Source organism: Pseudoalteromonas xiamenensis (genome assembly GCF_030994125.1).
In the GTDB taxonomy this organism is placed as follows: domain Bacteria; phylum Pseudomonadota; class Gammaproteobacteria; order Enterobacterales; family Alteromonadaceae; genus Pseudoalteromonas; species Pseudoalteromonas xiamenensis_B.
The window spans coordinates 1,065,603-1,086,225 of record NZ_CP099917.1 but is presented as its reverse complement, the minus strand read 5'-3'; the positions used below and the strand labels follow the sequence as shown (position 1 = coordinate 1,086,225).

Here is a 20,623-nt window from a genome sequence, read left to right as displayed (position 1 = left end):
GTGTGCTGAGGTTTGTGAAATGAATCATTCCAGTTCAACTCGTTACAACCAGTGGTCGATTATGCTCCACTGGATTATGTTTTTACTGATTGCTGCAACGTTTGCTTCAATCGAATTAAGAGTGTTATTCGACAAAGGAACACCTGAGCGTGATGCGATGAAAATGTGGCATTTTATGCTCGGGTTGTCTGTGTTTTTTCTCGTTTGGCTGCGCATCGTCGTGCGAGTTGTTACGACAGCTCCGCCGATTAGTCCTGAACCAGCTAGATGGCAGGCGTTGTTAGCGAAAATAGGGCACCTCGCCTTGTATGTGTTTATGATTGGCATGCCCTTAGCCGGTTGGTTAATTCTCAGTGGTGAAGGCAAAACTATCCCTTTCTTTGGTTTAGAACTGCCAGCGCTCATCGAGCCTAATAAGTCACTTGCGCACGATATTGAAGAAGTCCACGAAGCGGTTGGCGAATTGGGTTATTGGTTAATAGGTCTTCATGCGTTGGCCGCTATCATTCATCACCACGTGCTAAAAGACAATACGATGCTACGTATTTCACTGATTAAAAAGCAGTAATTCAAAGGCTAATTAAATAGCAATGGGTGAGGCTGTTATCTGTTTCTGCCCATTGTTTCCAGAAAGAGACGCGCGTGCGCGTTTTTGTACAAGTGAGATTGTTTTTATATTTGGACGAGGGGATAGTTCCTCGCTATGATAACCGTTTATACGTCCGAAAATCGTAGCTTAACTTTGGTTTTAAACAAGCATGCTCTCACTTAGTCCGCGGTACCTATCATCATTTAAATACCTCAGCTTACTGGCTTTGCTTCTCTTTCCTGTCTTTTTTCACGGCACGCTTTATGCGATGTCTTTGGAAGCAGGTAAAAAGCAGTTTGAAGAGTCTGAAAGTTTGCGCCAAAGTGATCCCCAAAAAGCAATTTTCCTGTTGAATCAAATCGTTCACGACGAAGAGTTAGCCGATGCCGTGGATTTGCAACTGAAGGCGCTCGAAAGTTTGGGGTTTGCCTACAACAATGAAGGACAGTATGAAGAGGCGATAGAAGCCAGTACTCGGCTTGGAGAATTAGCGTTAAAGGCGCAAAACTTTGATTTTCGCGTCACGGCGCTGCTTTTGCTAGGTTATATCTATGACGTGCAGGATAACTATAAACAAGCTGAGTATTATTATCGCGAAGGTCTAAAGCTTGCAGAAGGTGCGCAGGATGATGAACTGATATCACAAGCATACGAGCGAGTGTCTTCTGTGCAAAGGCGACAAGATAAATATACCGAAGCACTCGAGACAGCACAAAAGTCAGTGCAATCCCTAGCAGGTTCACCTAAAACAAAAACGTATATTTTTGCACTTCGTAATTTGGGCATTTTAGAAGCCCTGCTTGGCGATTATAACGGCGCAATTGATACCCTGACTCAAAGTTACGAGGCAAGTGAACAACGTGGTTTCCAGCAGGGAGTGGCCGATGCGGTGTATGAGATTGCAGAAGTTTACCGGAAAATGGGTAACACCAAATCGGCGTTGGAGTATTTTAAACTTTCACACGAGATTGATGTTCAACGCAATGTTCCTTTAGAGATAGCAAACAGTGCCTTCAAAGTGGGCAATTTATCGTTTGTCGAGAAAGATTATGAAGCCGCACAGACCTTTGCTGAAAAAGCCTATAAGTTATATGTAGAAGTAAACAATAAAGTGGGATTGGTTATTTCGCAAACATTGCTTGGCCAGTTAGCCTATCAACGTGGCGACAAAGCAAAAGCGCTCGAGCTCATAGAAGCAGCCATCGTTATCGCCAAAGAACATGATTTAAAAGCGCGGCTCATCACGACTTACATTGCTAAAATCAAAATTTCCCAACAAGAAGGTGATGTTCAAGCCGTGATTTTACTTGGTGAAGAAACATTACAACTCGCTCGGGCCTTGGAAGAACTTGAAGATCAAATGACAATTTTGAATCTATTGGCTGAGAGCTATCAACAGCAAAATCAATTCGAAAAGGCATTTAACGCATTTAAAGAAGCGACAAAAATTAAAGATTCTCTTGGCATTAAACAGCACAACTTAACGCTCGCCGCGTTGCAATCAAAAGCAGAATTTAAACGTCGTCAAACACAAATTGATCGGTTAAATATTGAAAAAGAATTGCAGGTAGCTAGGTTGAAGGAAAATGAGTTGCAACTTAGAGCATGGTGGCTTGGATCTGGGTGTGCGTTGCTAATTGTTGTTTTGGTGGGTTACCGCCTGTATCAAAATCGAAAAATTGCGGCTGAACGCGCTCAAATGCTCGAAGACGTTGTACACAAGAAAAATCAAATGCTGGCCGATGTTTCACATGAAGTTCGTACTCCTCTAACCGCATTATATCTGCAGATTGAAGCGTTGCAGCATAACATCATCGAGGATGTTGAAGGGTCATACGAAGTCATAAATCGAAAGCTGGCCGACATTAATCACCTGATTTCCGATATCCATCAACTTGCGTTGGTTGATACTGCCAGCCTAGTGATAAATCTGCATGAACACGATTTTGTTCAAGTTATTCAACTGTGGGAAAGAGAATACAAGCAGCTTGCGCTTGTAAAAGGGTTTAAATGGAATGCAACGTTAGACCTCCCTCAAAAACTGGTTGTAAATTGGGATATTGACCGAGTGAAACAAGTTTTAACGAATTTGTTTGCTAATAGTGTGAATTACACTGATTTGCCCGGCATGGTCTCTTTTCACGTTACACTTCAGGATAAACAGGTCTTAATGGTGATTGAAGATTCTTCGCCAACCGTGGATAAAGAACACCTCAGTGAAATGTTCGAACGACTTTTCAGAACAGAAGCTTCTAAGCAGCGCAGAGTGAGTGGCTCAGGTTTAGGGTTGGCAATCAGCAAAGGGCTTGTTAGTGCCCATCACGGTTCAATTTGGGCTGAGCAAAGTGCGTTAGGTGGGATTAAAATGCAAATTATGTTGCCCATTAACCCCACTGTTTAAAAATTATAAAGGCGATTCCTGAAACTCGGCAATCAGCAAGGTGTTGTCAGCATCCATCGTTGGCGCAGGAACCCATTTAAGTAAGCAGTCCTTGTCTTTAGCGCAAGGATCGGTTTGTGCTTTCAAAAATGCAACCAGTTGAGTTATTTGTTCGGTACTAAAATCTATCGTTGTGAGCCGTGAACGTCCTGCGTCCATGTTCATTTTTAATACATCGAGTGCTTGGCTAGTGTTGGTTACCCAATGCGTAGTCTGAATGCCAGGCTGTGCGTCTGAAGGATCATAGTTTGCAATTGAAACTTCGGGATTGAGGTGGTGTTCAACAACCGCTTCGAGCGTCGCAAATGCGCCGTCATGCCCATAAGGAGCGGTGACCTCAATGTTGGTTAAATGAGGTGTTCTAAACGCGAACTTATCAGCCTCAATGTTTGTTTCACGGAAACGCCCGAAATCATTGCTTCCATCTTCACCATCACCTTTTCCTCGTCCAATTTGTGGCATGGCAATAACGTGAAATTGTTCATCTGTCATAAAGTCGCCTGAGTGACAAGCAACACAATCAAAACCACCTTGGGGTTTGGTTGAATAAAAAAGCTTAGCCCCTTTTAATTGCTCGTCTGTAAGCGCACTCCTATCGCCTTGAATAAATTGACTCCAAGGCGAGTTGACGAGTACTTGGGAGCGTTGATACTCGCCAAGGGCAAAAGCAACGTTATCAAAACTTAGAATGTTGTCTTGAATGACTTGGTCTGTTGTTAGATTGAATGCCGTTGCAAAACGAGTAGCCCATTCGTTTTTGGATAGTTCATTTGTTTCGCCACGTAATCGACTGTTTCGCCACGTAATCGACGTTGCAGCGCATCACGAAGAACTTGGTTTGATTGTCCGGCAGCTAGATTGAACCCTCTCATTTCTTCTTTCGAGGTTACGGGAAACCGAGCTTGTGCTGCAGTTAAATTTGTCCCAGCGAAATTATCTGCGGTTGCGAATGGGCTGTCTGGCGTTCGTAGAGGTTCATTGAGACCATTAAGTGCACCCGAGTCGGAGAGTGTTTGTACTCTGCCGTCGTGAAATAACGCTTGATTGTAAAAGGCAATATTGAATGTGGAAGGTGCGTTTCTTGGTACGGTGGGCCCTCCATCTGCGTGAACAGCTCCAGCATCATGTAAACGACCAGGACCGAGCACGTTGGGCTGAATGGCGGCTACTCCGATGGACAGAGGTAATGCATCTCCACCGCCTAAAAATGGATGGTGACAACTTGCGCACGCAGTATCCATGTCACCACTTAGGGATTTGGAAAAAAATAGCTGCATACCTAACTGAGCGATGGGCGATTCAATCGTTGGAAGCTGCTTTGCTTCGTCGTTCAGCCCGTTTAACTGATGTTGTTTTACCAGTTCTTGTACATCGGTCACGAGTTTTTGGTGTGCTTCCTCGTCGAGATTTTTTTCTATGTAATGAACGTTGACATCATTGTCACCGCAGCCTGAAAGAGCGGGTAGTACGAAGAAGAACACACCTATGAACATGACGTAATGACTTAGTTTCATTTTGCTTCCTTTGGATTATTGAGCTGTTCATGAGTGTTTTTTGTCATTCACTCATTAAAATTGATGAAGAAAAAATAATCCAAGAATCCCGATAGCGCAAAACGCGCTTTCTTTGTTGCTTACGCATTTTGAGCATGAGTTTTGATTAAAGTCGGTTTGGTCCTGATAGGAGGTCAGGCAATCGATTCACAGCTTTTGAGTCGCGAAAACGAGTCGCAGGTGTTAAAGTGCAAATACCAACAATAATGTAGCGCTCTTATGCTGGATTGGATCACCTCGCAATTTACCATTCCTTCTGACAGTATTTTAATTTTCGGAAATTACCATTCCGGCCTCGTCATCCTCTCCGTGTTTATTGCCATATTTGCCTCGTTTATGGCATTGCAAGTGAACTCTCAAGCTCAAAAAACATCGTCTAACCGCCGTCAGTCAATGATGCGATTGGTCGGTAGTTTTGCGTTAGGCGGCGGTATTTGGTCGATGCACTTTATCGGTATGTTGGCTTTTTCGCTTTGCACTCCGATACGCTATGGTTGGATATTAACGCTGCTTTCTATGTTACCGGGGATATGTGCGTCGTGGGTGGTGCTTAACTTTATCCAAAATCAAACAAAGCGCTTAATGCCATTGTTGGTGGGCGGTGTTTTGATGGGGGCGGGAATAGGGACGATGCATTATGCCGGGATGGCTGCGATGGATATGGCTCCGCTTTTACGCTATGACCTTTGGATGTTTTTGTTGTCAATCGTGGTTGCCGTGTGTTTGTCAATTTTATCGCTATGGGTCCGGTCATTTTTCATCAAATTGTGGGGTAAATCGGATAACCAATGGTTAGCCAATTTGGTGGCGAGTGTGGTGATGGGGACCGCAATTGCGGGGATGCATTATACCGGAATGGCCGCCGCTCGATTTGTGAAACCACCCGGTTTGGAGCTTGGGGAGCAAACCGCGGAAATTTCGTATTATTTGGCGTTTGCGGTTTCCAGCGTGACCATTGTTCTTATCAGTTTAGTGCTTGGCGTAAATTTGATTTACCGATACAAAGATATTTCTAAACGCGCCTCTGAAAGCGAACGGCGCGTTAGAGCCATGATGGAAACGGCGGTTGACGGTATCGTGACCATTGATAGTAAGGGAATAATCAAAAGCACGAACCAAGCCGTCGAGCGTTTGCTGGGTTGGAAAGAACAAGAACTACTTGGTAAAAACGTCAGTTTGCTGATGCCTGCGCCTTACAAGGTCGAGCATGACGGTTATCTAGGGCGGTATTTAGAAACGGGAGAAGCACGTATTATTGGTAAAGGACGTGAAGTGGATGCCTTACACCGAAATGGAGAGAAAGTGTCTATTCGGTTGGCGATAGGGCATGTCAAACTGGCGAATGATGACTTTTTTGTCGCATTCATTTCAGACATCCGTCAGCGCATATCAATGGAGCGTGCGCTTCGAGAAAATGAAGAAAAGCTTCGTTCATTGATAACCAATATCCCGGGTATTGCGTATCGTTGCGTCAATGATGAAGCATGGTCAATGATTTTCATCAGTGATGCCGTTGAAGCCATCACCGGATACCCAGCACAGGATTTTTTGCTTCCCAATCCTAAGCGCACGTTCGCAAGTCTTTTCCATCCAGATGATAAAGCTAGGATTTATCAAGAGGTCAAAGATAAAACCCAGTTCACATTGGAATATCGCATCATTCGACGAGACGGCGAAGTGCGATGGGTTCTTGAGCATGGTAATTGGGTCACCGATGACACTTCGGGTGATGAGTGGTTAGATGGTTTCATTATGGATATTACCGAGCGTCGAGAAATGGAACTGGCACTGCGTGAAGCAAAGGAACATGCTGAACAAGCTGCTTCAGCACGCGCCGCATTTTTGGCAAACATGAGCCATGAGATCCGCACACCCATGAACGCCATCATCGGGTTTAGCGATATTCTGCTTGAAGCGAGTATGGGCAGTGAACACCAACGCCACTTGAAAACCATTAATCAATCGGCAAAGTCATTACTGCATTTGCTCAATGATGTGTTGGATAGTGCCAAACTCGACAAAGGCAAATTAGAACTCGAAACAAGAGATTTCTCTCTTGTTGAAGAAGTCGATGCGGTGGTTTCAACATTGTGGCTACAGGCGCATCAAAAGGGGTTGAAGTTAAGAGTTGATGTGTCGCCAACACTCAAAAATAGTTATGTCGGTTCACCTGAACGTATTCGTCAGGTACTCACCAATCTTTTGAGCAATGCCATTAAATTTACAGAACGTGGGCAAGTCGTACTCAGCGTAAAACCAATGGCGGACGGACGAACGATTTTCTTAGTTGAAGACACTGGAATCGGCATGAGCGTGGAGCAAGTTGAGAAAGTTTTTGACCCATTTACACAAGCTGATGCGTCGATGAGTCGCCGATTTGGTGGTACAGGTCTTGGGACTACCATCAGTAAGCAATTGGTGGAACTCATGGGGGGCGAAATCAGTGTTGAAAGTAAATTGAATATTGGGAGTTGCTTCCGTGTCGTGTTACCGCTTGAGCAAAGTGAATCGTTTAAGATTGAAACCAAGACTCAGCCTATTGATTTGCCTCCCATGACAATACTCGTTGTCGATGACATTCAGCAAAACATTGAGTTGCTCACGATGCTTTTGAGCCGCAATGGGCATCAAGTTGTTACGGCTCGTGATGGGCAGCAAGCGCTGATCCGAATGGAAAGTGACACCAGTATTGATGTTAGTTTTGATGGACGTACAAATGCCCGTGCTTGATGGTCTTAGTGCATCGAAGGCGCGTAGAAAACTTGAACACGAACAAAACATTAAACGCGTTCCAATTATCGCACTGACGGCAAGTGTGTTAGAGGATGACCGCTCAGCTGCTTTAGAGGCTGGTATGGATGGTTTTGCCAATAAACCGGTCGATTTCTCCGTGTTGTGTGCTGAAATTGCCCGTGTACTTGGGCTTGAAGTGACACGGCAAAATGAACCTACGACGAGTACAACGACTATCAAAGTAATTGATGAGCAAAAAGGGGCGTTGCTGTGGGGGAGTGTCGACGCTTACTATGCGCAGTTAAATCTATTTATCAAACATCATTTCGATCGTTTCGTGGCGTTAAGACAAGCGTGTGAACGAGGCGAAGTAGATGAAGTAAGACGTTTGACGCACACGCTCAAAGGCGTATCGGGTAATCTTTCGCTTCGCTCGCTCATGATGTCCTTGGAAACGCTTGAAAACGATTTACAGCACAGCCCTGAAACTTGCAAGGCGCAAATAGCCTTGATTTTTGACGCTGCTCAGAAAGTGAGGGAACGAGTGGAATCTCGCGCCAGTGAAACGTCACCTCGATCCGCAGAAGAAACTAGTCACCAAGCACTTTTATCGATACTGACGAACCTTCAAAGTGTGGTCAAACGCCATGAATTCGACGAGAAATTGATAGAAACACTCACGCGGTCAGCGACACCGTTTACACCGGAGATTAACGTCATTATCGATAGAGTAAATGACTTCGAATTTGAAGACGCAGAGCAAAAGTTGGATGAATTGGTTAAGACCATTAAAGCGCTGATTGAGGATAAAGAATGATGTTGAGTGTGAAGCCTCAAATATTGGTCGTGGATGATGAGCCAGCCAATCTGCGTGTTTTAAAACAAATATTGCAAGATGATTATCGGCTCAGCTTTGCCAAAAGCGGTGAAGAAGCATTGCGTTTGGTAAACAATAGTAAGCCCGATCTTATTCTGTTGGACATCATGATGCCGGACATGACGGGGTTGGAAGTGTGCAAAGCCTTAAAGTCAACGCTACCAACACAAACAATCCCAGTCATTTTCGTCACGGCATTAAATGAAGAATCTGATGAGGCACAAGGCTTGGAGCTGGGCGCGGTGGATTACATCACCAAACCAGTGTCCGCGGCGATTGTGCGTGCTCGAGTCAAGACACACTTGTCTCTGGTGCAGGCCGATACCTTGAAAGAAACGCGTTTGCAAATCATTCAAAGGTTGGGTCGAGCTGCAGAATATAAAGACAATGAAACAGGCATGCACGTCATGCGGATGAGTTATTACTCACAGGCACTTGCTCGGGCATACGGTTTATGCGAAACGCACGCTGAATTGCTTCTTCACGCAGCGCCTATGCATGATATTGGAAAAATTGGGATCCCAGATAACATCCTGTTGAAACCGGGTAAGCTAACGGATGAAGAATTTGAAATCATGAAATCCCATCCGCAAATAGGGGCTGATATTCTTGGTGAAGACGATTCAGATATCTTGAAAATGGCTAAAACGGTTGCATTAACACATCATGAAAAATGGGATGGCAGTGGCTATCCGAATGGTCTCGCTGGCGATGCTATCCCCATTGAAGGACGAATCGTGGCGCTTGCCGATGTATTTGATGCGCTAACGAGTGAACGCCCCTACAAAAAGGCCTGGACAATTGACGAAGCACTGACTTTTATTCGTGATCAGAGCGGTCGCCATTTTGACCCGAAATTAGTCGTGTTGTTTGACAAGGTGTTGGCTGAAATTTTGGAAATAAAAGGGCGCTTTGTGGACTAGCGTGTTCAATTTGCCACTGAGAGAAATTATTCATCTGTGGCTGCTAAAGTCCGCCAGTTGACTATAATAGCTACATTATCAATCTGTTGGGTCTAATATGAAATACCTTTTTATTTTGTTTACACTGTTGATTGGACAGGCGTTTGCGGCTGAGAAAAAGCCTGAGCCACCTCCGCTAAACCCCGTGTGGGAAGGTGAGCATAAAATGGTGCTGGTCAACCAAGCGTCCAAAGTCTTTGCCGTGTCAATGCCCACCTATGAGAAACCCAGCGATGTTCAAATCGTTTACAAAATCGAAAACAAAGACGTGGCATTTTTAAATATGGTGCGTGATTTTGATCTGGTGACGTTAAAAACGAAAAAATTCAATATTGAGAATTTGATCCGTGGCAATGAAGTGACGGTTAACGTGGATGTTTACGCTGGTGATTTGGACAATGGTGGTGAATTGCTCTATGAAAACAAAAGCATAGAATTTACCGGTAAACTGTATGCAAGAGAGCTAAAAGATTTAGTGCCTGCGTCGCAATGGCAAGAGTATGACTTAATTGAAGTAAAAGAAAACGAGCATATCTATATTCATAAAATTCAGCAAAAGCCGAGCTTTAATCATCTTATCTTTGTGGACATGCGCGGCGCCTGTTTACAGAAATTCAGAACCTCTTCAAGAGTGCCATCGGAAAATGAATTAACCGTAAAATTCACCCATTGTGGTGGATTAAAACCGTTGTTTTACGATGCAGAACGTTACCAAGAATAGGACAATTAAGCCTCGAAAGAGGCTTAATTTTTGATTTTCAGATTGAGGACATCGACAAGTTTTAAGGCGTCCTCCATCATACTGTCCATCAGTGACTGTACTGAGCGCACATCGTGTATAACACCTTGAGATTGACCTATAAATTGAACGCCATGTTCCAAATCACCATGAATGGTTGCGGCTTCTAGTTTTTCCGTCGCAGCACCAAACAAAGACAACATTTTTATTTTATCGAATTGTGCGAAAAGGCCGAGTATCAACTTCCAAAGTGGCATGTCGACCATTTTTGCGGCTTTAAACGATTTCGCTATTGCTACGAATATATTCATCGGCCTACGAGTGGCTTTTTCTGCCATCGGTGTTTTCATAACTCGTGCGTATAGGCCATCAAAGTTTTTGGAATAGATGGTGTCTTCAACCCGTTTTGCTACGACGGCATCTTTGACGTTTTGATGAACAGGGCTTTCAAGGCTTGTCGCAAAGCGCGACCCCATTGCAACGCCGTCTGCCCCCAATGCGAGTGCCGCGACAAGGCCCCGACTGTCAGCAAAACCGCCTGCGGCAATCACAGGAATGTCAACAATGTCCACAATATTTGGGACAAGACACAAAGAGGTCACATCACCACCATGGGCTGCGGCCTCATGGCCAGTGACAAGTAATGCATCGACCCCCGATTTTTGTGCCGCCAAGGCATGTTTTTCAGTTACAACGGTCGCTATAACTTTACCACCGTATTTCTTAGCGCCTTCAACAAGCCAATCACCTTTACCCAGCGAGAAATTGATTACAGGCACTTCGAGTTCAAGCGCTATTTTGGCATTTTCTTTTGCACCCGGCATCATAAGTGTAACACCTACGCCAAATGGCTTGTCCGTTAGCGAGCGAATTTTCGCGATGGCATCTTTGGTTTGCGCTTTGCTAAGAGGGCCAGTTGCCAAAATACCCAAACCGCCTGCGTTTGATACCGCAGCGACGAGTTCAGGTACGGAGATCCAACTCATACCAGGTAAGATAATCGGCTTTTCAATGCCAAAAAGTTCAGTGATGCGTGTTTTCATTTTTGTTAATCAACTGGTCAGATGTCTTGAGAGCATACCTTGAAACTGAACAATTAAAAAGCCATTCGTAACAGTCAATGTAGTTTAGCCAAGATCGGTTTGACTAACGCTTGAACGTAACTCGTTTGATAAGTCCATCTTCTATCTCGTAGGTGGCAATTAGCTCAACGCGACGGGTGACTTCTTGAGAGGGGTGTGTTGATGATTCCGCTCGTTCAAGGTCAACTAAGTAATTACCTTTGACGATGCGTTGTACTGAGGTTGCTCTTAGCATGGTCAGTGCGGTAAATGTCTGCTTATAGCGTTCAATGAGTGCGGTTTTGCCTTTTAATAGTAGCTGATTAGGATAGACGTAAATTTCTGCATCATCATGATAGGTAGCCGCAAAGGCATCGATATCGCGCGCATTGTACGCTGCAATTTGTTTATCAACGAGATGAATAGTTTGTTGTTCTGTGAGGTCATTTTCCTTATTTTCGGTCGTCTTAGGGTTTGCAGATACCATGTTCATAAACAAGGCCGCAAAAAGGCTGGCGGAATAACGGACTAACACAGTAGCGCTCCAAAATTTTGTAAATAGATTGTTTGTTATTTTATCGGCGTTTGCCTTTTGTAATAGCCGAATGTTCTTAATTACACGCGTGCTGAGTTTGTTTGGTGTATACAAACCCAGCACGAATACACGAGTGACTTACTGCACGTGCCGCATAAGCTCATTCACGTAGGTGATAACTGGGGTTGTCACCATATCCTGATTTCCGAGTACAACGACGGTTATCCCTTTATCCAAATAAACACGAAGATCGGCACCGACGCCAATAAATGCACCGTTATGACCAATCACTTTGCCACTATCGCTATGATGTACACTAAAGCCAAACCCATAATGGTCGGAATGAAATTCAGGTTTAGCGGAAAACGCGAGACGGGTGTATTTTTTGGTTAACAAGTGATTATGGGTTAACGCTTTTGAAAAGGCGTATAAGTCTGCAACGTTCGAGTAACCCCCACCTGCGGAATTTCCTTTAATGCCGTGAATAAACCAATTAGTTTGCATAGACTTGAGCTCGTTTGAATAAAAGTAACCCATTGCTATATTGGGTGTGACGCCATCGATATCAAAGTTACCTGTTTGTGTCATACCTGCCTTCGTAAAGACATGTTGTTTTAAGTAATCATCATAAGGTTGCTTGGATACCGCTTCTATGATGAGACCGAGCAAAATAAACCCTTCACTGCTATAGCGAAATTGTTCCCCTGGTTTACTCACAATAGGAATATAGCGCAGATACGGTAGGTAATCGTTTAGGTTTCGTAAATCGTTTGGGTGGGTTTTCGGGTAATTTGGGTAGCCTAATCCCGCAGTGTGAGATAAAAGATGAGCAATGGTAATCGCACTAAAATCACCATTACCTAGTAGTGTGTGGTCAATGTAGTTCGTTATTGGATCTTGAAGGGATAGTTTTCCCGCTTCAGCCAATTGCAATACGCTAACGGCGGTAAACATTTTATTCAAAGACGCAATGTTAAAGCGTGTGTCGACGTTATTTTTAATTTGAAATCGTTGTTCAGCGTAACCATGTGCACTTTGGTACAAAATGGTGTCGTTATCTGCCAACAATACGGGCGCCTGAGAACGCGTTGTTTTTGATCATAAAATCAACATACTCCGCCAGTTTGGTTGCCAATTCTTGTTTTGTCAGTGAGTGGAGTGTGCTGTCGATGACAGGCTTGTCCGCCGTTATAGAAATACCAGATACTTTCCAAGGTAGGCTACTATCATCGGATGACGCTAATTGGACTTGAGTGAGCGTAATTGTCAGGGTGTAGATAATACGAGTGCTTTGTGAAAGTATTTTAGCTGTTACGCGATTACGTTTTTCATCAAAGGGTAACGCTTCATGCAAACTAAAGGTCTTGTGGTAGTGTTTTATTGCACTTAACCACCCAATATAGCGTTCACGCCCTTCGCCATTCCAACGCTCCAATGCGTCTTTATGAAAATAAGTGTCTACGTAATCACTTACAGCCTGATCACGTTGATTTTGTAACATAGTGATGGTGCTGTCTAATAGTGTGTGTGGATCCAATCCCGCATTGGCATTGGATAGTGCTGATTTGCTTGTTACTATCGATAGCACAGCAAAACCGAAGTAGATTAAGAAATGTCTGATGTTAGAAGGAAAATGAAGCATTGCGAAATACCTTTCTATTATTGTTAACGATTGGAAAATCCAACAACAACCCAATTGCAGGTAGTGTTCGAATCGAGTGTGCAAGCACCCTAAACAGATAGCGATAGATAAAGCGTTATGCTTTTGTTCTGAAAACATTAAGATAAATAAAAAGTAAGGAATACAGGATGTTGGATTGCTTTGAAAGTGAGCCAAAAGCACACGCTAACAATCAACAAGTAAACTTACGTGATGGTTTTTGGTTGAATAATGTGCAGGTTTCACCTGCCACAGGTGAACTCATTTGTCATGGTAGACAAACGCGCTTAGAACCTAAGGTGATGGATGTACTGGTATTGCTCGCGCATCATGAAGGGCAAGTAGTGCGTGCGGAAACCATTTTTGAACAGGTTTGGCCACGTGCTATTTTTAATCCAGTATCTATTCGACGAGCGATAAACCAGATAAGAAATGCACTGGGAGACCTTGAGAAGGACGTACTAAAAACGTACCCAAAACGTGGTTATGCGTTGCATGGCGTGATAAAGACGATCGCGGTTTCACATCAGCGTCCACAGGGGGGCTCGCTTAATGAACAAGTTATTCTTAATCGAACACCCGCGTATTTGCTCTATTCACTCGCGGTATTACTATTGTGCGGGGTAGTTGGGATACTTTTTATGGCGACGACGTCATCCTCGCCTAAAATGCCACATGTCAGCAACCTTCGACCTATTTCAGCGACGCTAGAAGATGAATCATTCAGCTTATTTACACCAGACAGTAACGCGATAATTTATCTGAGGGAACCGGAGAACGACAAGCTTGGAACACAAGTTTGGCTATCCTCGCTTGATAGAACAATCTCAAAATTGATTTGGCAGAGTGACGAGCACATTCGCTATGCAGCTTGGGTTCGTCCTTCGCTTTCGGGGTACAAACATCAACTGTTGTTTGTGTCACAGCAGGGCAATGAACTGGTGTTTGAAAGCCTACTGATGGATAGTCACTATCAAAAGCACGCTGTGCAACGTCATTTCACATTCGACGGAACATTGGGCATTGGCAATGTTGTGGTTATTAATGATTCAGTGGTCTTTTTATCGAAAGAGACCGGCGTATCAGCGCTTTATCGTGGTAACTTACGCACGGGGTTCGTCGATAAAATCTATGAGCCGACGAATGTCTTTCTCCCTTACCGCGTCGCTAATGCCGAGGGATCATCAACCGTGGCTATGGTGGGGTTTGATGAACAACATCGGTCACAGATCTGGTTGTTAGATGTGCAAAGCAAGCAGGTAACTACAATCGCCACATTGGATGAAAATTGGTATTTTGTTACCTATTCTGAGGCGACAAAGGGCTATTTGCTGAGTGACGGTAAGCGATTACGCTACTTGGATAACCACAATGAGCTCTCTGATATCGACTTTGAGAACTACGAGTTTTTGCATTTCCCAACCATGTCGACAAATGGTCAACACCTGAGTTTTACGTTAAAGAAAATAAACGGCAATGTGTTTGTGAGGCGATTCGATGAGGCGCATGCAAGGCCGTTAACTCAGTCTAATCGTCATAGTTGGCTGGCTAGTTTTTCCCCATCAGGCCGTCATGTGGCGTTCAATTCCAATCGAAATGGTTTCTCTCAAGTGTTTGTAAAGGAGATTGAAAGCGGTGCAGAGAGACTTATTTACGCCAATCCAACCCAGCAATTAGCGCTCTCGCAACCCGTGTGGAATGAGGATGGCAGTATGTTGGCGTTTGCGCGCAATGAACGATTGGTGATGGTTCGATGGCAAAGTGACACGCCAGCTATACAATATTTCGATGACGTCGTTGGTGTTCCACGTTATTGGTCGAGCGAAGACAACACGTTGGTGTTTAGCCGAAAAGGTGTACAAGGCCAACAGTGGTTTGAGTGGTCGGTTTCTAACCACACAGAACAAGTTTTAGGTTATTTACAGCCGTTTCTTTGTTATAGGTCCGACCTTGATACACTCTAGTTTCATGCGCACCATGATCACCATACCAAGCAACAATTCTGAGCGCGCCGGGTCTCCATCGCGCTACGTTGTAATTTAGTAACGATAGTGGAATAACTTGTCCCTCAAGTGTATCACCGCCTCCTGTTGCTGTAACCCGCGCCAAATTAGTCACAAGCGAGTCGACATTTGTGTTTACCGTTTGGATAAAATTGAATGGTTGTGAATCACCAGTATCTCTATAAATACCAAGTCCGTATGCAAGATTGACTCTTGGGTTACACTTGCAATAGCTTGCAACATAGTTCTTGATTTCGGTTTTCACGCCATCAATCGCATTTTGCATACTGCCCGTGGCATCCATTAAAAAGTACACATCAACTAACATTTCACTTTTCATTTCATATTCCTTTGAAGTTATATCGAGGTTGAAATGTAAAGCTAGAATTGATGGATGGAGAGAGCAATTACAACGTATTACAAACTGAGTAGGTAATACATAAACTCATCGGTATAAATAGAGTACTCGGTTTTAAACGCGCCGACGTAAAGATTGAAAGTTTGTTTTTCTTAAACAAGATCAAAGTTGTGGGCAAATTTGACGGTAAAATGAAAGAAATGTCGTTATTTTTATTCGAAATATTCGTCGTTTAAAAGTTGCAAAATACTCAAGGAATGCTGTAATTTGAAGGATAGGGGGGTCTATGCGCACATCATTAAAAAACTGGTCTATTGTATTTGCTATCGCATCAATGCCGTTGGCTGCGAATGTAACTGATTTATCAGGCAATGAAGCAAAGTTTTCGTTTGAAGGCGCGGTCGAGCCTGCCTGTAAAACAAGCAGTGGCACGAATACAGTGACGGGGCTTACGTTAGACGCATCCCAAAAAACGCAAGATATTGGCACATTAGATGTTTGGTGCAATACTGGCGAGAACGCAACAACGGAATATAGCTCAGCCAATGGCGGATTTCTTGTTGCCGATAATGCTCAAGGTAGTAAACTTGCGTATACGTTGGACATTGGTGACACATCAGGTATCGACTTACAAAGTGGTGCTTACAAGCACGTTAAGGCAACGCTCGCGGGTTCTGGTCTTGCTGGGGAAACCAAAGCAACCACATTGAAAATTACCCCTCAATCTAATGGGCTTAATGAGGCTGGCACTTATTCTGACACGATCACCGTAACGATTAGCGCCAATTAAGTAATTCTTATTAAACAATCGCCCTTTTGCAATGCCGTGGTTTGTGTACTGTGGTCGCGTATGGCTTCCGTAAAATTCAACTGGAATAGCAAAAAAGCCTTCAACGTGGTCTAACGTAATTCTCACACCTTGCAATCTATCGCTTTTAAAAGGCAATGCATCCCAAACGTTGTTAATTCAGAGTACCGCTGTGTATTCGTGTGATTTTTTGCGTGAGAGAATTAAATTGACTCGTCGTAAAGAAAAACGCTAGTCATGTTATGACCAGCGTTTGTAGGGTTACAGGCAATAAAGATTAAGCCATAAACTCCATTGCCTTAAATCTAAATTAGTTCGGGCTTACTGTTACTGTGATAGTGTCTGAGTAAGTACCAGCATCATTCAAACCGTTAGAAAGAGGTTTGATTTTTAATGTAGTTGCTTTGGTTTCACCGTTAACACCCGTTCCAGCAAGCGTTGAAGTGTGAGTGTATTTACCACTTTGCAGGTTAATATCAGCGATACCATCAATCGTTAGCGTATACGCAATTTGGCTTTTTTGTGTATTGTCTGCTTGTAGGAAGCCACCATTTAAAGACGTGTATTCTGTCGTTGCATTTTTACCCGTGTTACACCAAACGTCCAATGTACCAATGTCTTGAACTTGTTGTGATGCGTCCAATACAAGATTAGTTACACTGTTTGTTGTGCCGCTGCTTGTCTTACACATAGGGTCAATTTTGCCAGCAAATGAGAATTTAGCTTCAGACGCTGAAGTGCTTGTAACGTTTGCCGCGTTTGCCGCAGCTGATGTGATTGCAGTCGTTACAAGTAGAGTTTTAAGTAATGTGTTCATGGCTTTTCCCCTTGAATAAGTACAGCTTTGTATTTATTTGTATTTAATTAGTTAGGTTTGATTACCTAGATGAAATACATAAAGCAAAGGGTGTGCCAACTTCTTTAAAATATATTGTGTTAGTTTCTTTATAACTCTTATTTCTGTTTAAAGTCTTTTTAAATCAACTTGTTATCTTGGGTAGACAGTCAGGGATAAATTATCTCGGTAAATACCCGCAGGTTTCATTTCGGTATTACCCAAAATAAATTCAAAGCCGTACCACGTATTTCTGACACCAGGATAAAAGTTGTAGCTACGCATAAGACGCTCAGATGACGAAATTTTGACGTTATCGAAGCCAATGGTGTAATCAATTACAGATTGCGAGTCGGATTCATGACGTAATCCATTGAATTCTGAATCTAAAACAACGTCGTATGAACTATTGCTAAGAATTTTAATACCCCAGTAGAATCGCATGTTTGATTTCAAGTCACCCAGATCGATCTGATAAAGCCCGTTACTACCCGACACTTTACTTTGGCTGGAATTATCAAGCGAAATAGCGATTTGCGGCTCAGAGTAGTAAGTGACATCTAAGTACTGTTCATCAATTATTTTGCTTTTGCGTAGTAGTGTTACTTTTATACTGCCTGTGTAATTTCCTGCAGGGAATAAGCTGTAGTGTCTTAATCGAATCCATAATTGAGTTGTTCGACTATTAAGCGGCATGCTCCAAATTCCATTGCGAGGAGATAAGGTATTGAATTGCTCGTCGAGAAGCTTGCCGTATTTGTCTTCTGTTGGGCCTGAGAATACAAGCGAATAGTAGTAAACATCCTCCACCCAAATTTCATCTGCACAACTGACTAATGAATCCGGAACTTGGATTTTTAAGGGTAAATAAACCGTCGCGCGATTGTTGTACTCTTCAATCACTTCAGAGGAGTTCGACGAGACTAATATGTTGCCTTTGCACGGTTTTGCAAATGCAGTGTTTATTAGCAGCAAATAACCCAATACAAGTAAAACCATATTCCTTAATTTCATTTGTTTGAGTTTCCTTTTGAGTTAGCTTGCTTGAGCGTGATACTACCTACTTTAACAAAGCGCTTTTCGGAGTCATCAATCTGGAAGTTACCCATAGCACTTCCCACTTCGATTCGATAGTCGCCAGCACTAATGCCTTCCACAACAAATCGGCCAGCGCGATTGGTGAAAATAGGCCAGCTCATTGCAGGCGTATTATCGTCATGGCTTACTTTTATGACTTGCCCACGTTTCATTGCAAAGGGCATGCCTTGTTCATCCTGTAGGGCGCCAATCGCGGTGAAAGAGAGATCAGAGCCTATTTGGATATAGTGACCAGTGGCTGCGCCGCCTATCAGGGTGTAAGTGCCAGGGCCCCAATCATATCCCAGTGGAGCATCGGGTACATCAACATTGAATTGAGTTGCCGCATAGCCCGTACCAAGGTTTATTAACGCACCTATTTGTGCGGAAGGCGTTGTTTGAGCTTGACCCAATCTATCAACGTTGACGGCGACTTCTGTCTTACTCAGCGTTTTGTGTTTCGAAATGACAGCAAAAGGAGCCGTTGTGGTCGAACCCATACCGACATGTCCGTCAGCAATACCGAGGCTCGTTGATAAATTGACGCTTGCACTGCTGTCGCTATATTGATGAAGACGCGTGTAGTTGTTAGCGGTTACGTCCGTTCTAAAAAAAGCACCGGTGTAACTGGCTCTGACTTGTTCTTGCCGAAAATCACTGCCTCTTTCCGAGCGTAGTTCATAACCATAATCATGCACAAAGTTGTTGTTGGTTTTTTCGAAACTCGCACTGCCGACTTTCGTGCGATTATCGTACTGAGCTCTAGTACGCGTATTGGTCTCTCGATTAAACCCATTCCAAACGATATTGAGTACAAATTGATTGTCTGAAATGAGGCGCGTGTCTTCACTGTTATTGTGGTTATAACCGAATCTAACGCGAAATCCATCATAGCGGACGTTAAATTCAGCCGTAACGTTTTCACTTGCTTGGTTAACACTGTTCGTGGAACGTGACGCATTCAAGTTGAAATCCATCGTGTCACTAATGACGTAACTATAATCAAAATAGGTGCGTCTGGTATTATTTATTGTGTTGAGCTCGAGCCACGGTGTATTCGTAAAATTATCTTTAATTTCATACCCTAAACGCAAGTTTGGTGAACCAAAATTGCCACTACCAAAGACACTGTGTTCCGTTTCTATCGAATACGCGTACCCGGATATTTGAGGTGCTTTACTTTGTGAGTAACGTAGAGATAAATTACCAAGAGGCGTGTTGAGCGAGGTTGTCGAACCAACAACGTGTCCTAAATCGTGGACAGCACCATTAAGACCAACCGTTATTGCATCAGTCAAACCATATTCGTAACTACCTGACAACAAGGCTTCATCGTCATAATGATAGTGGCCGTTATCTAAAGACGAAACAAAGCCTAATACGAGTGAATAATCGCTAAGTCCTTTTGCAAGCAACCGAGAATTGTAGTGGGTTGTGAAATGGAATGCTTGTGTTTCGCCGTTTGCGTAGGTGGCAATCAGATGAATATTGTTAACGCCAGAGGTCAACGGCAAGTCGCTGAGATTGTAGCGTCCTGCTTGCAGTCTCAATCGAGATATTAAAAATTCGTTGATAAACACTTCGACGGTAGCACCACGAGGCAGCACAAATTGTTGGTTGTTGCTTGGTGAAACCCTGCGCTGAGGTTGTAACTTCGAATACGCTTTTTCGATGCCAATACCCGCAAGTTGGACCCCAGCCAAGTGTCCTGTACTGTTTACTTGCGTATCACCGAGAGTCATTCGCAGAGGCTTTTCAGGCATATCATAAAACAGGGAGGTATCGCCTCGATAAACGTGGCTTTCCTCGTTTGTGCCGCTTTCCCAAAATACCGCGCTTTGGAAATTGAGCCCATTGCCACCACCCACATTGCCGTTTATTAACCATTCAAATTGTGAATGGTGAATTTGGTTATTGTTACTACGCTCATGGCTTAAATTGAGGTTATTTAACATTGCCCAATAAGCTTCCCCTTTGGGGATTTCAAAATGTTTTTCGCGGCCATAAGATAGACTGTCAGTGGCCATCGCGGATTCACTCAAAGTCATCTCGATAGTGAGATCTTGTTGCTGCATCACGAGAGTAATGCCATGCGCTTTGAATTCATCAGGGGTGATCGCTTCATCTTCGCGACTTGCCAACCAGGCTAATACTTCCGTACTCAACACAGATTGCAAATTTTGTCTAAATTCACGAGCACTGACAGAGGCAAGCTCAAAATCATCGACGGCTGCAGAAATTTGCCCCACTTCGGCAACATTTAGCCGCACGGGAAAATCCATGTAATAAACTGCCGCGACACTTTGTGCTGCAGAGGTAGCCAATAGGGTATAGAAGGCAGGTTTGCATAACCAAGGCCAAGTTTTAGAGCCTTTGTACAACATCGTTAAATG

The 20,623-nt window shown here is 43.6% G+C and carries 18 protein-coding genes; 8 read left to right on the top strand and 10 right to left on the bottom strand.

The features are described from left to right. Positions 1–19 precede the first annotated feature (19 nt). The gene (locus NI389_RS04980; protein ID WP_308362499.1) at positions 20–568 is read left to right on the top strand and encodes a cytochrome b; all 549 of its coding nucleotides are present in this window, start codon (positions 20–22) and stop codon (positions 566–568) included. A 190-nt stretch (positions 569–758) separates the two neighbouring features. After that, the gene (locus tag NI389_RS04975) at positions 759–2,990 is read left to right on the top strand and encodes a tetratricopeptide repeat protein (protein WP_308361808.1); all 2,232 of its coding nucleotides are present in this window, start codon (positions 759–761) and stop codon (positions 2,988–2,990) included. Between the two features lie 3 nt (positions 2,991–2,993). Here the strand turns inward: NI389_RS04975 and NI389_RS04970 are convergent, their stop codons facing one another. Continuing rightward, positions 2,994–3,521: a hypothetical protein gene (locus NI389_RS04970; RefSeq protein ID WP_308361806.1), complete on the bottom strand. Its 528-nt coding sequence runs from the start codon at positions 3,519–3,521 to the stop codon at positions 2,994–2,996. 224 nt (positions 3,522–3,745) lie between these two features. After that, positions 3,746–4,543: a cytochrome-c peroxidase gene (locus NI389_RS04965; RefSeq protein ID WP_308361804.1), complete on the bottom strand. Its 798-nt coding sequence runs from the start codon at positions 4,541–4,543 to the stop codon at positions 3,746–3,748. 258 nt (positions 4,544–4,801) lie between these two features. Between NI389_RS04965 and NI389_RS04960 the strand changes: the two genes are divergently transcribed. The 4 genes from NI389_RS04960 (at position 4,802) to NI389_RS04945 (ending at position 9,875) form a co-directional block, all read left to right on the top strand. Continuing rightward, positions 4,802–7,312 carry an MHYT domain-containing protein gene (locus tag NI389_RS04960; RefSeq protein ID WP_308361915.1) on the top strand — a complete coding sequence of 837 codons (2,511 nt, stop codon included), beginning with the start codon at positions 4,802–4,804 and terminating at the stop codon, positions 7,310–7,312. Continuing rightward, positions 7,275–8,132, top strand: a complete 858-nt coding sequence (locus NI389_RS04955) for a response regulator (protein ID WP_308362501.1) — start codon at positions 7,275–7,277, stop codon at positions 8,130–8,132. Before NI389_RS04960 ends, NI389_RS04955 begins: the two co-directional genes overlap by 38 nt. After that, positions 8,132–9,115, top strand: a complete 984-nt coding sequence (locus tag NI389_RS04950; protein ID WP_308362497.1) for a two-component system response regulator — start codon at positions 8,132–8,134, stop codon at positions 9,113–9,115. The genes NI389_RS04955 and NI389_RS04950 overlap by 1 nt, the downstream gene beginning before the upstream one ends. 97 nt (positions 9,116–9,212) lie before the next feature. Beyond that, a complete protein-coding gene (locus NI389_RS04945) occupies positions 9,213–9,875 on the top strand; it encodes a hypothetical protein (protein WP_308361801.1) in 663 nt (220 codons plus the stop codon). Positions 9,876–9,898: 23 nt separating this feature from the next. Here the strand turns inward: NI389_RS04945 and NI389_RS04940 are convergent, their stop codons facing one another. From NI389_RS04940 to NI389_RS04925, 4 genes are all read right to left on the bottom strand, one after another. Continuing rightward, positions 9,899–10,936, bottom strand: a complete 1,038-nt coding sequence (locus NI389_RS04940; protein WP_308361799.1) for an NAD(P)H-dependent flavin oxidoreductase — start codon at positions 10,934–10,936, stop codon at positions 9,899–9,901. A 103-nt stretch (positions 10,937–11,039) separates the two neighbouring features. Beyond that, positions 11,040–11,489: a nuclear transport factor 2 family protein gene (locus NI389_RS04935; protein ID WP_308361797.1), complete on the bottom strand. Its 450-nt coding sequence runs from the start codon at positions 11,487–11,489 to the stop codon at positions 11,040–11,042. Between the two features lie 138 nt (positions 11,490–11,627). After that, positions 11,628–12,557 carry a serine hydrolase domain-containing protein gene (locus NI389_RS04930; protein WP_308361914.1) on the bottom strand — a complete coding sequence of 310 codons (930 nt, stop codon included), beginning with the start codon at positions 12,555–12,557 and terminating at the stop codon, positions 11,628–11,630. Further along, positions 12,544–13,131 (bottom strand): hypothetical protein, encoded by a 588-nt coding sequence (locus tag NI389_RS04925; RefSeq protein ID WP_308361913.1) that lies wholly within the window; start codon positions 13,129–13,131, stop codon positions 12,544–12,546. The genes NI389_RS04930 and NI389_RS04925 overlap by 14 nt, the downstream gene beginning before the upstream one ends. 167 nt (positions 13,132–13,298) lie before the next feature. On the opposite strand from NI389_RS04925, the gene NI389_RS04920 reads away from it, so the two are divergent. Beyond that, entirely contained in the window at positions 13,299–15,113 is a 1,815-nt protein-coding gene (locus tag NI389_RS04920) for a winged helix-turn-helix domain-containing protein (protein WP_308361912.1), read from the top strand. Here NI389_RS04920 and NI389_RS04915 read toward each other — a convergent pair. Continuing rightward, positions 15,040–15,492: a hypothetical protein gene (locus tag NI389_RS04915; protein WP_308361911.1), complete on the bottom strand. Its 453-nt coding sequence runs from the start codon at positions 15,490–15,492 to the stop codon at positions 15,040–15,042. The two genes, NI389_RS04920 and NI389_RS04915, sit on opposite strands and share 74 nt — an antisense overlap. Positions 15,493–15,796: 304 nt before the next feature. On the opposite strand from NI389_RS04915, the gene NI389_RS04910 reads away from it, so the two are divergent. After that, positions 15,797–16,300 carry a hypothetical protein gene (locus tag NI389_RS04910; protein ID WP_308361910.1) on the top strand — a complete coding sequence of 168 codons (504 nt, stop codon included), beginning with the start codon at positions 15,797–15,799 and terminating at the stop codon, positions 16,298–16,300. A 328-nt stretch (positions 16,301–16,628) separates the two neighbouring features. Here the strand turns inward: NI389_RS04910 and NI389_RS04905 are convergent, their stop codons facing one another. The 3 genes from NI389_RS04905 to NI389_RS04895 form a co-directional block, all read right to left on the bottom strand. Next, on the bottom strand, positions 16,629–17,135 hold the full coding sequence (locus tag NI389_RS04905; RefSeq protein WP_308361909.1) for a hypothetical protein: 507 nt from the start codon (positions 17,133–17,135) through the stop codon (positions 16,629–16,631). 171 nt (positions 17,136–17,306) lie between these two features. Next, on the bottom strand, positions 17,307–18,167 hold the full coding sequence (locus tag NI389_RS04900) for a hypothetical protein (protein ID WP_308361908.1): 861 nt from the start codon (positions 18,165–18,167) through the stop codon (positions 17,307–17,309). Continuing rightward, the gene (locus NI389_RS04895; protein ID WP_308361907.1) at positions 18,164–20,614 is read right to left on the bottom strand and encodes a fimbria/pilus outer membrane usher protein; all 2,451 of its coding nucleotides are present in this window, start codon (positions 20,612–20,614) and stop codon (positions 18,164–18,166) included. Before NI389_RS04895 ends, NI389_RS04900 begins: the two co-directional genes overlap by 4 nt. Positions 20,615–20,623: the final 9 nt, after the last annotated feature.

Excerpts from the sequence above, each read along its gene's own strand:
- NI389_RS04980 (WP_308362499.1), top strand. The coding sequence starts at position 20 with ATGAATCATTCCAGTTCAACTCGTTACAACCAGTGGTCGATTATGCTC.
- NI389_RS04975 (WP_308361808.1), top strand. The coding sequence starts at position 759 with ATGCTCTCACTTAGTCCGCGGTACCTATCATCATTTAAATACCTCAGC.
- NI389_RS04970 (WP_308361806.1), bottom strand. The coding sequence starts at position 3,521 with ATGACAGATGAACAATTTCACGTTATTGCCATGCCACAAATTGGACGA.
- NI389_RS04965 (WP_308361804.1), bottom strand. The coding sequence starts at position 4,543 with ATGAAACTAAGTCATTACGTCATGTTCATAGGTGTGTTCTTCTTCGTA.
- NI389_RS04960 (WP_308361915.1), top strand. The coding sequence starts at position 4,802 with ATGCTGGATTGGATCACCTCGCAATTTACCATTCCTTCTGACAGTATT.
- NI389_RS04955 (WP_308362501.1), top strand. The coding sequence starts at position 7,275 with ATGTTAGTTTTGATGGACGTACAAATGCCCGTGCTTGATGGTCTTAGT.
- NI389_RS04950 (WP_308362497.1), top strand. The coding sequence starts at position 8,132 with ATGTTGAGTGTGAAGCCTCAAATATTGGTCGTGGATGATGAGCCAGCC.
- NI389_RS04945 (WP_308361801.1), top strand. The coding sequence starts at position 9,213 with ATGAAATACCTTTTTATTTTGTTTACACTGTTGATTGGACAGGCGTTT.
- NI389_RS04940 (WP_308361799.1), bottom strand. The coding sequence starts at position 10,936 with ATGAAAACACGCATCACTGAACTTTTTGGCATTGAAAAGCCGATTATC.
- NI389_RS04925 (WP_308361913.1), bottom strand. The coding sequence starts at position 13,131 with ATGCTTCATTTTCCTTCTAACATCAGACATTTCTTAATCTACTTCGGT.
- NI389_RS04920 (WP_308361912.1), top strand. The coding sequence starts at position 13,299 with ATGTTGGATTGCTTTGAAAGTGAGCCAAAAGCACACGCTAACAATCAA.
- NI389_RS04915 (WP_308361911.1), bottom strand. The coding sequence starts at position 15,492 with ATGAAAAGTGAAATGTTAGTTGATGTGTACTTTTTAATGGATGCCACG.
- NI389_RS04910 (WP_308361910.1), top strand. The coding sequence starts at position 15,797 with ATGCGCACATCATTAAAAAACTGGTCTATTGTATTTGCTATCGCATCA.
- NI389_RS04905 (WP_308361909.1), bottom strand. The coding sequence starts at position 17,135 with ATGAACACATTACTTAAAACTCTACTTGTAACGACTGCAATCACATCA.
- NI389_RS04900 (WP_308361908.1), bottom strand. The coding sequence starts at position 18,167 with ATGAAATTAAGGAATATGGTTTTACTTGTATTGGGTTATTTGCTGCTA.
- NI389_RS04895 (WP_308361907.1), bottom strand. The coding sequence starts at position 20,614 with ATGTTGTACAAAGGCTCTAAAACTTGGCCTTGGTTATGCAAACCTGCC.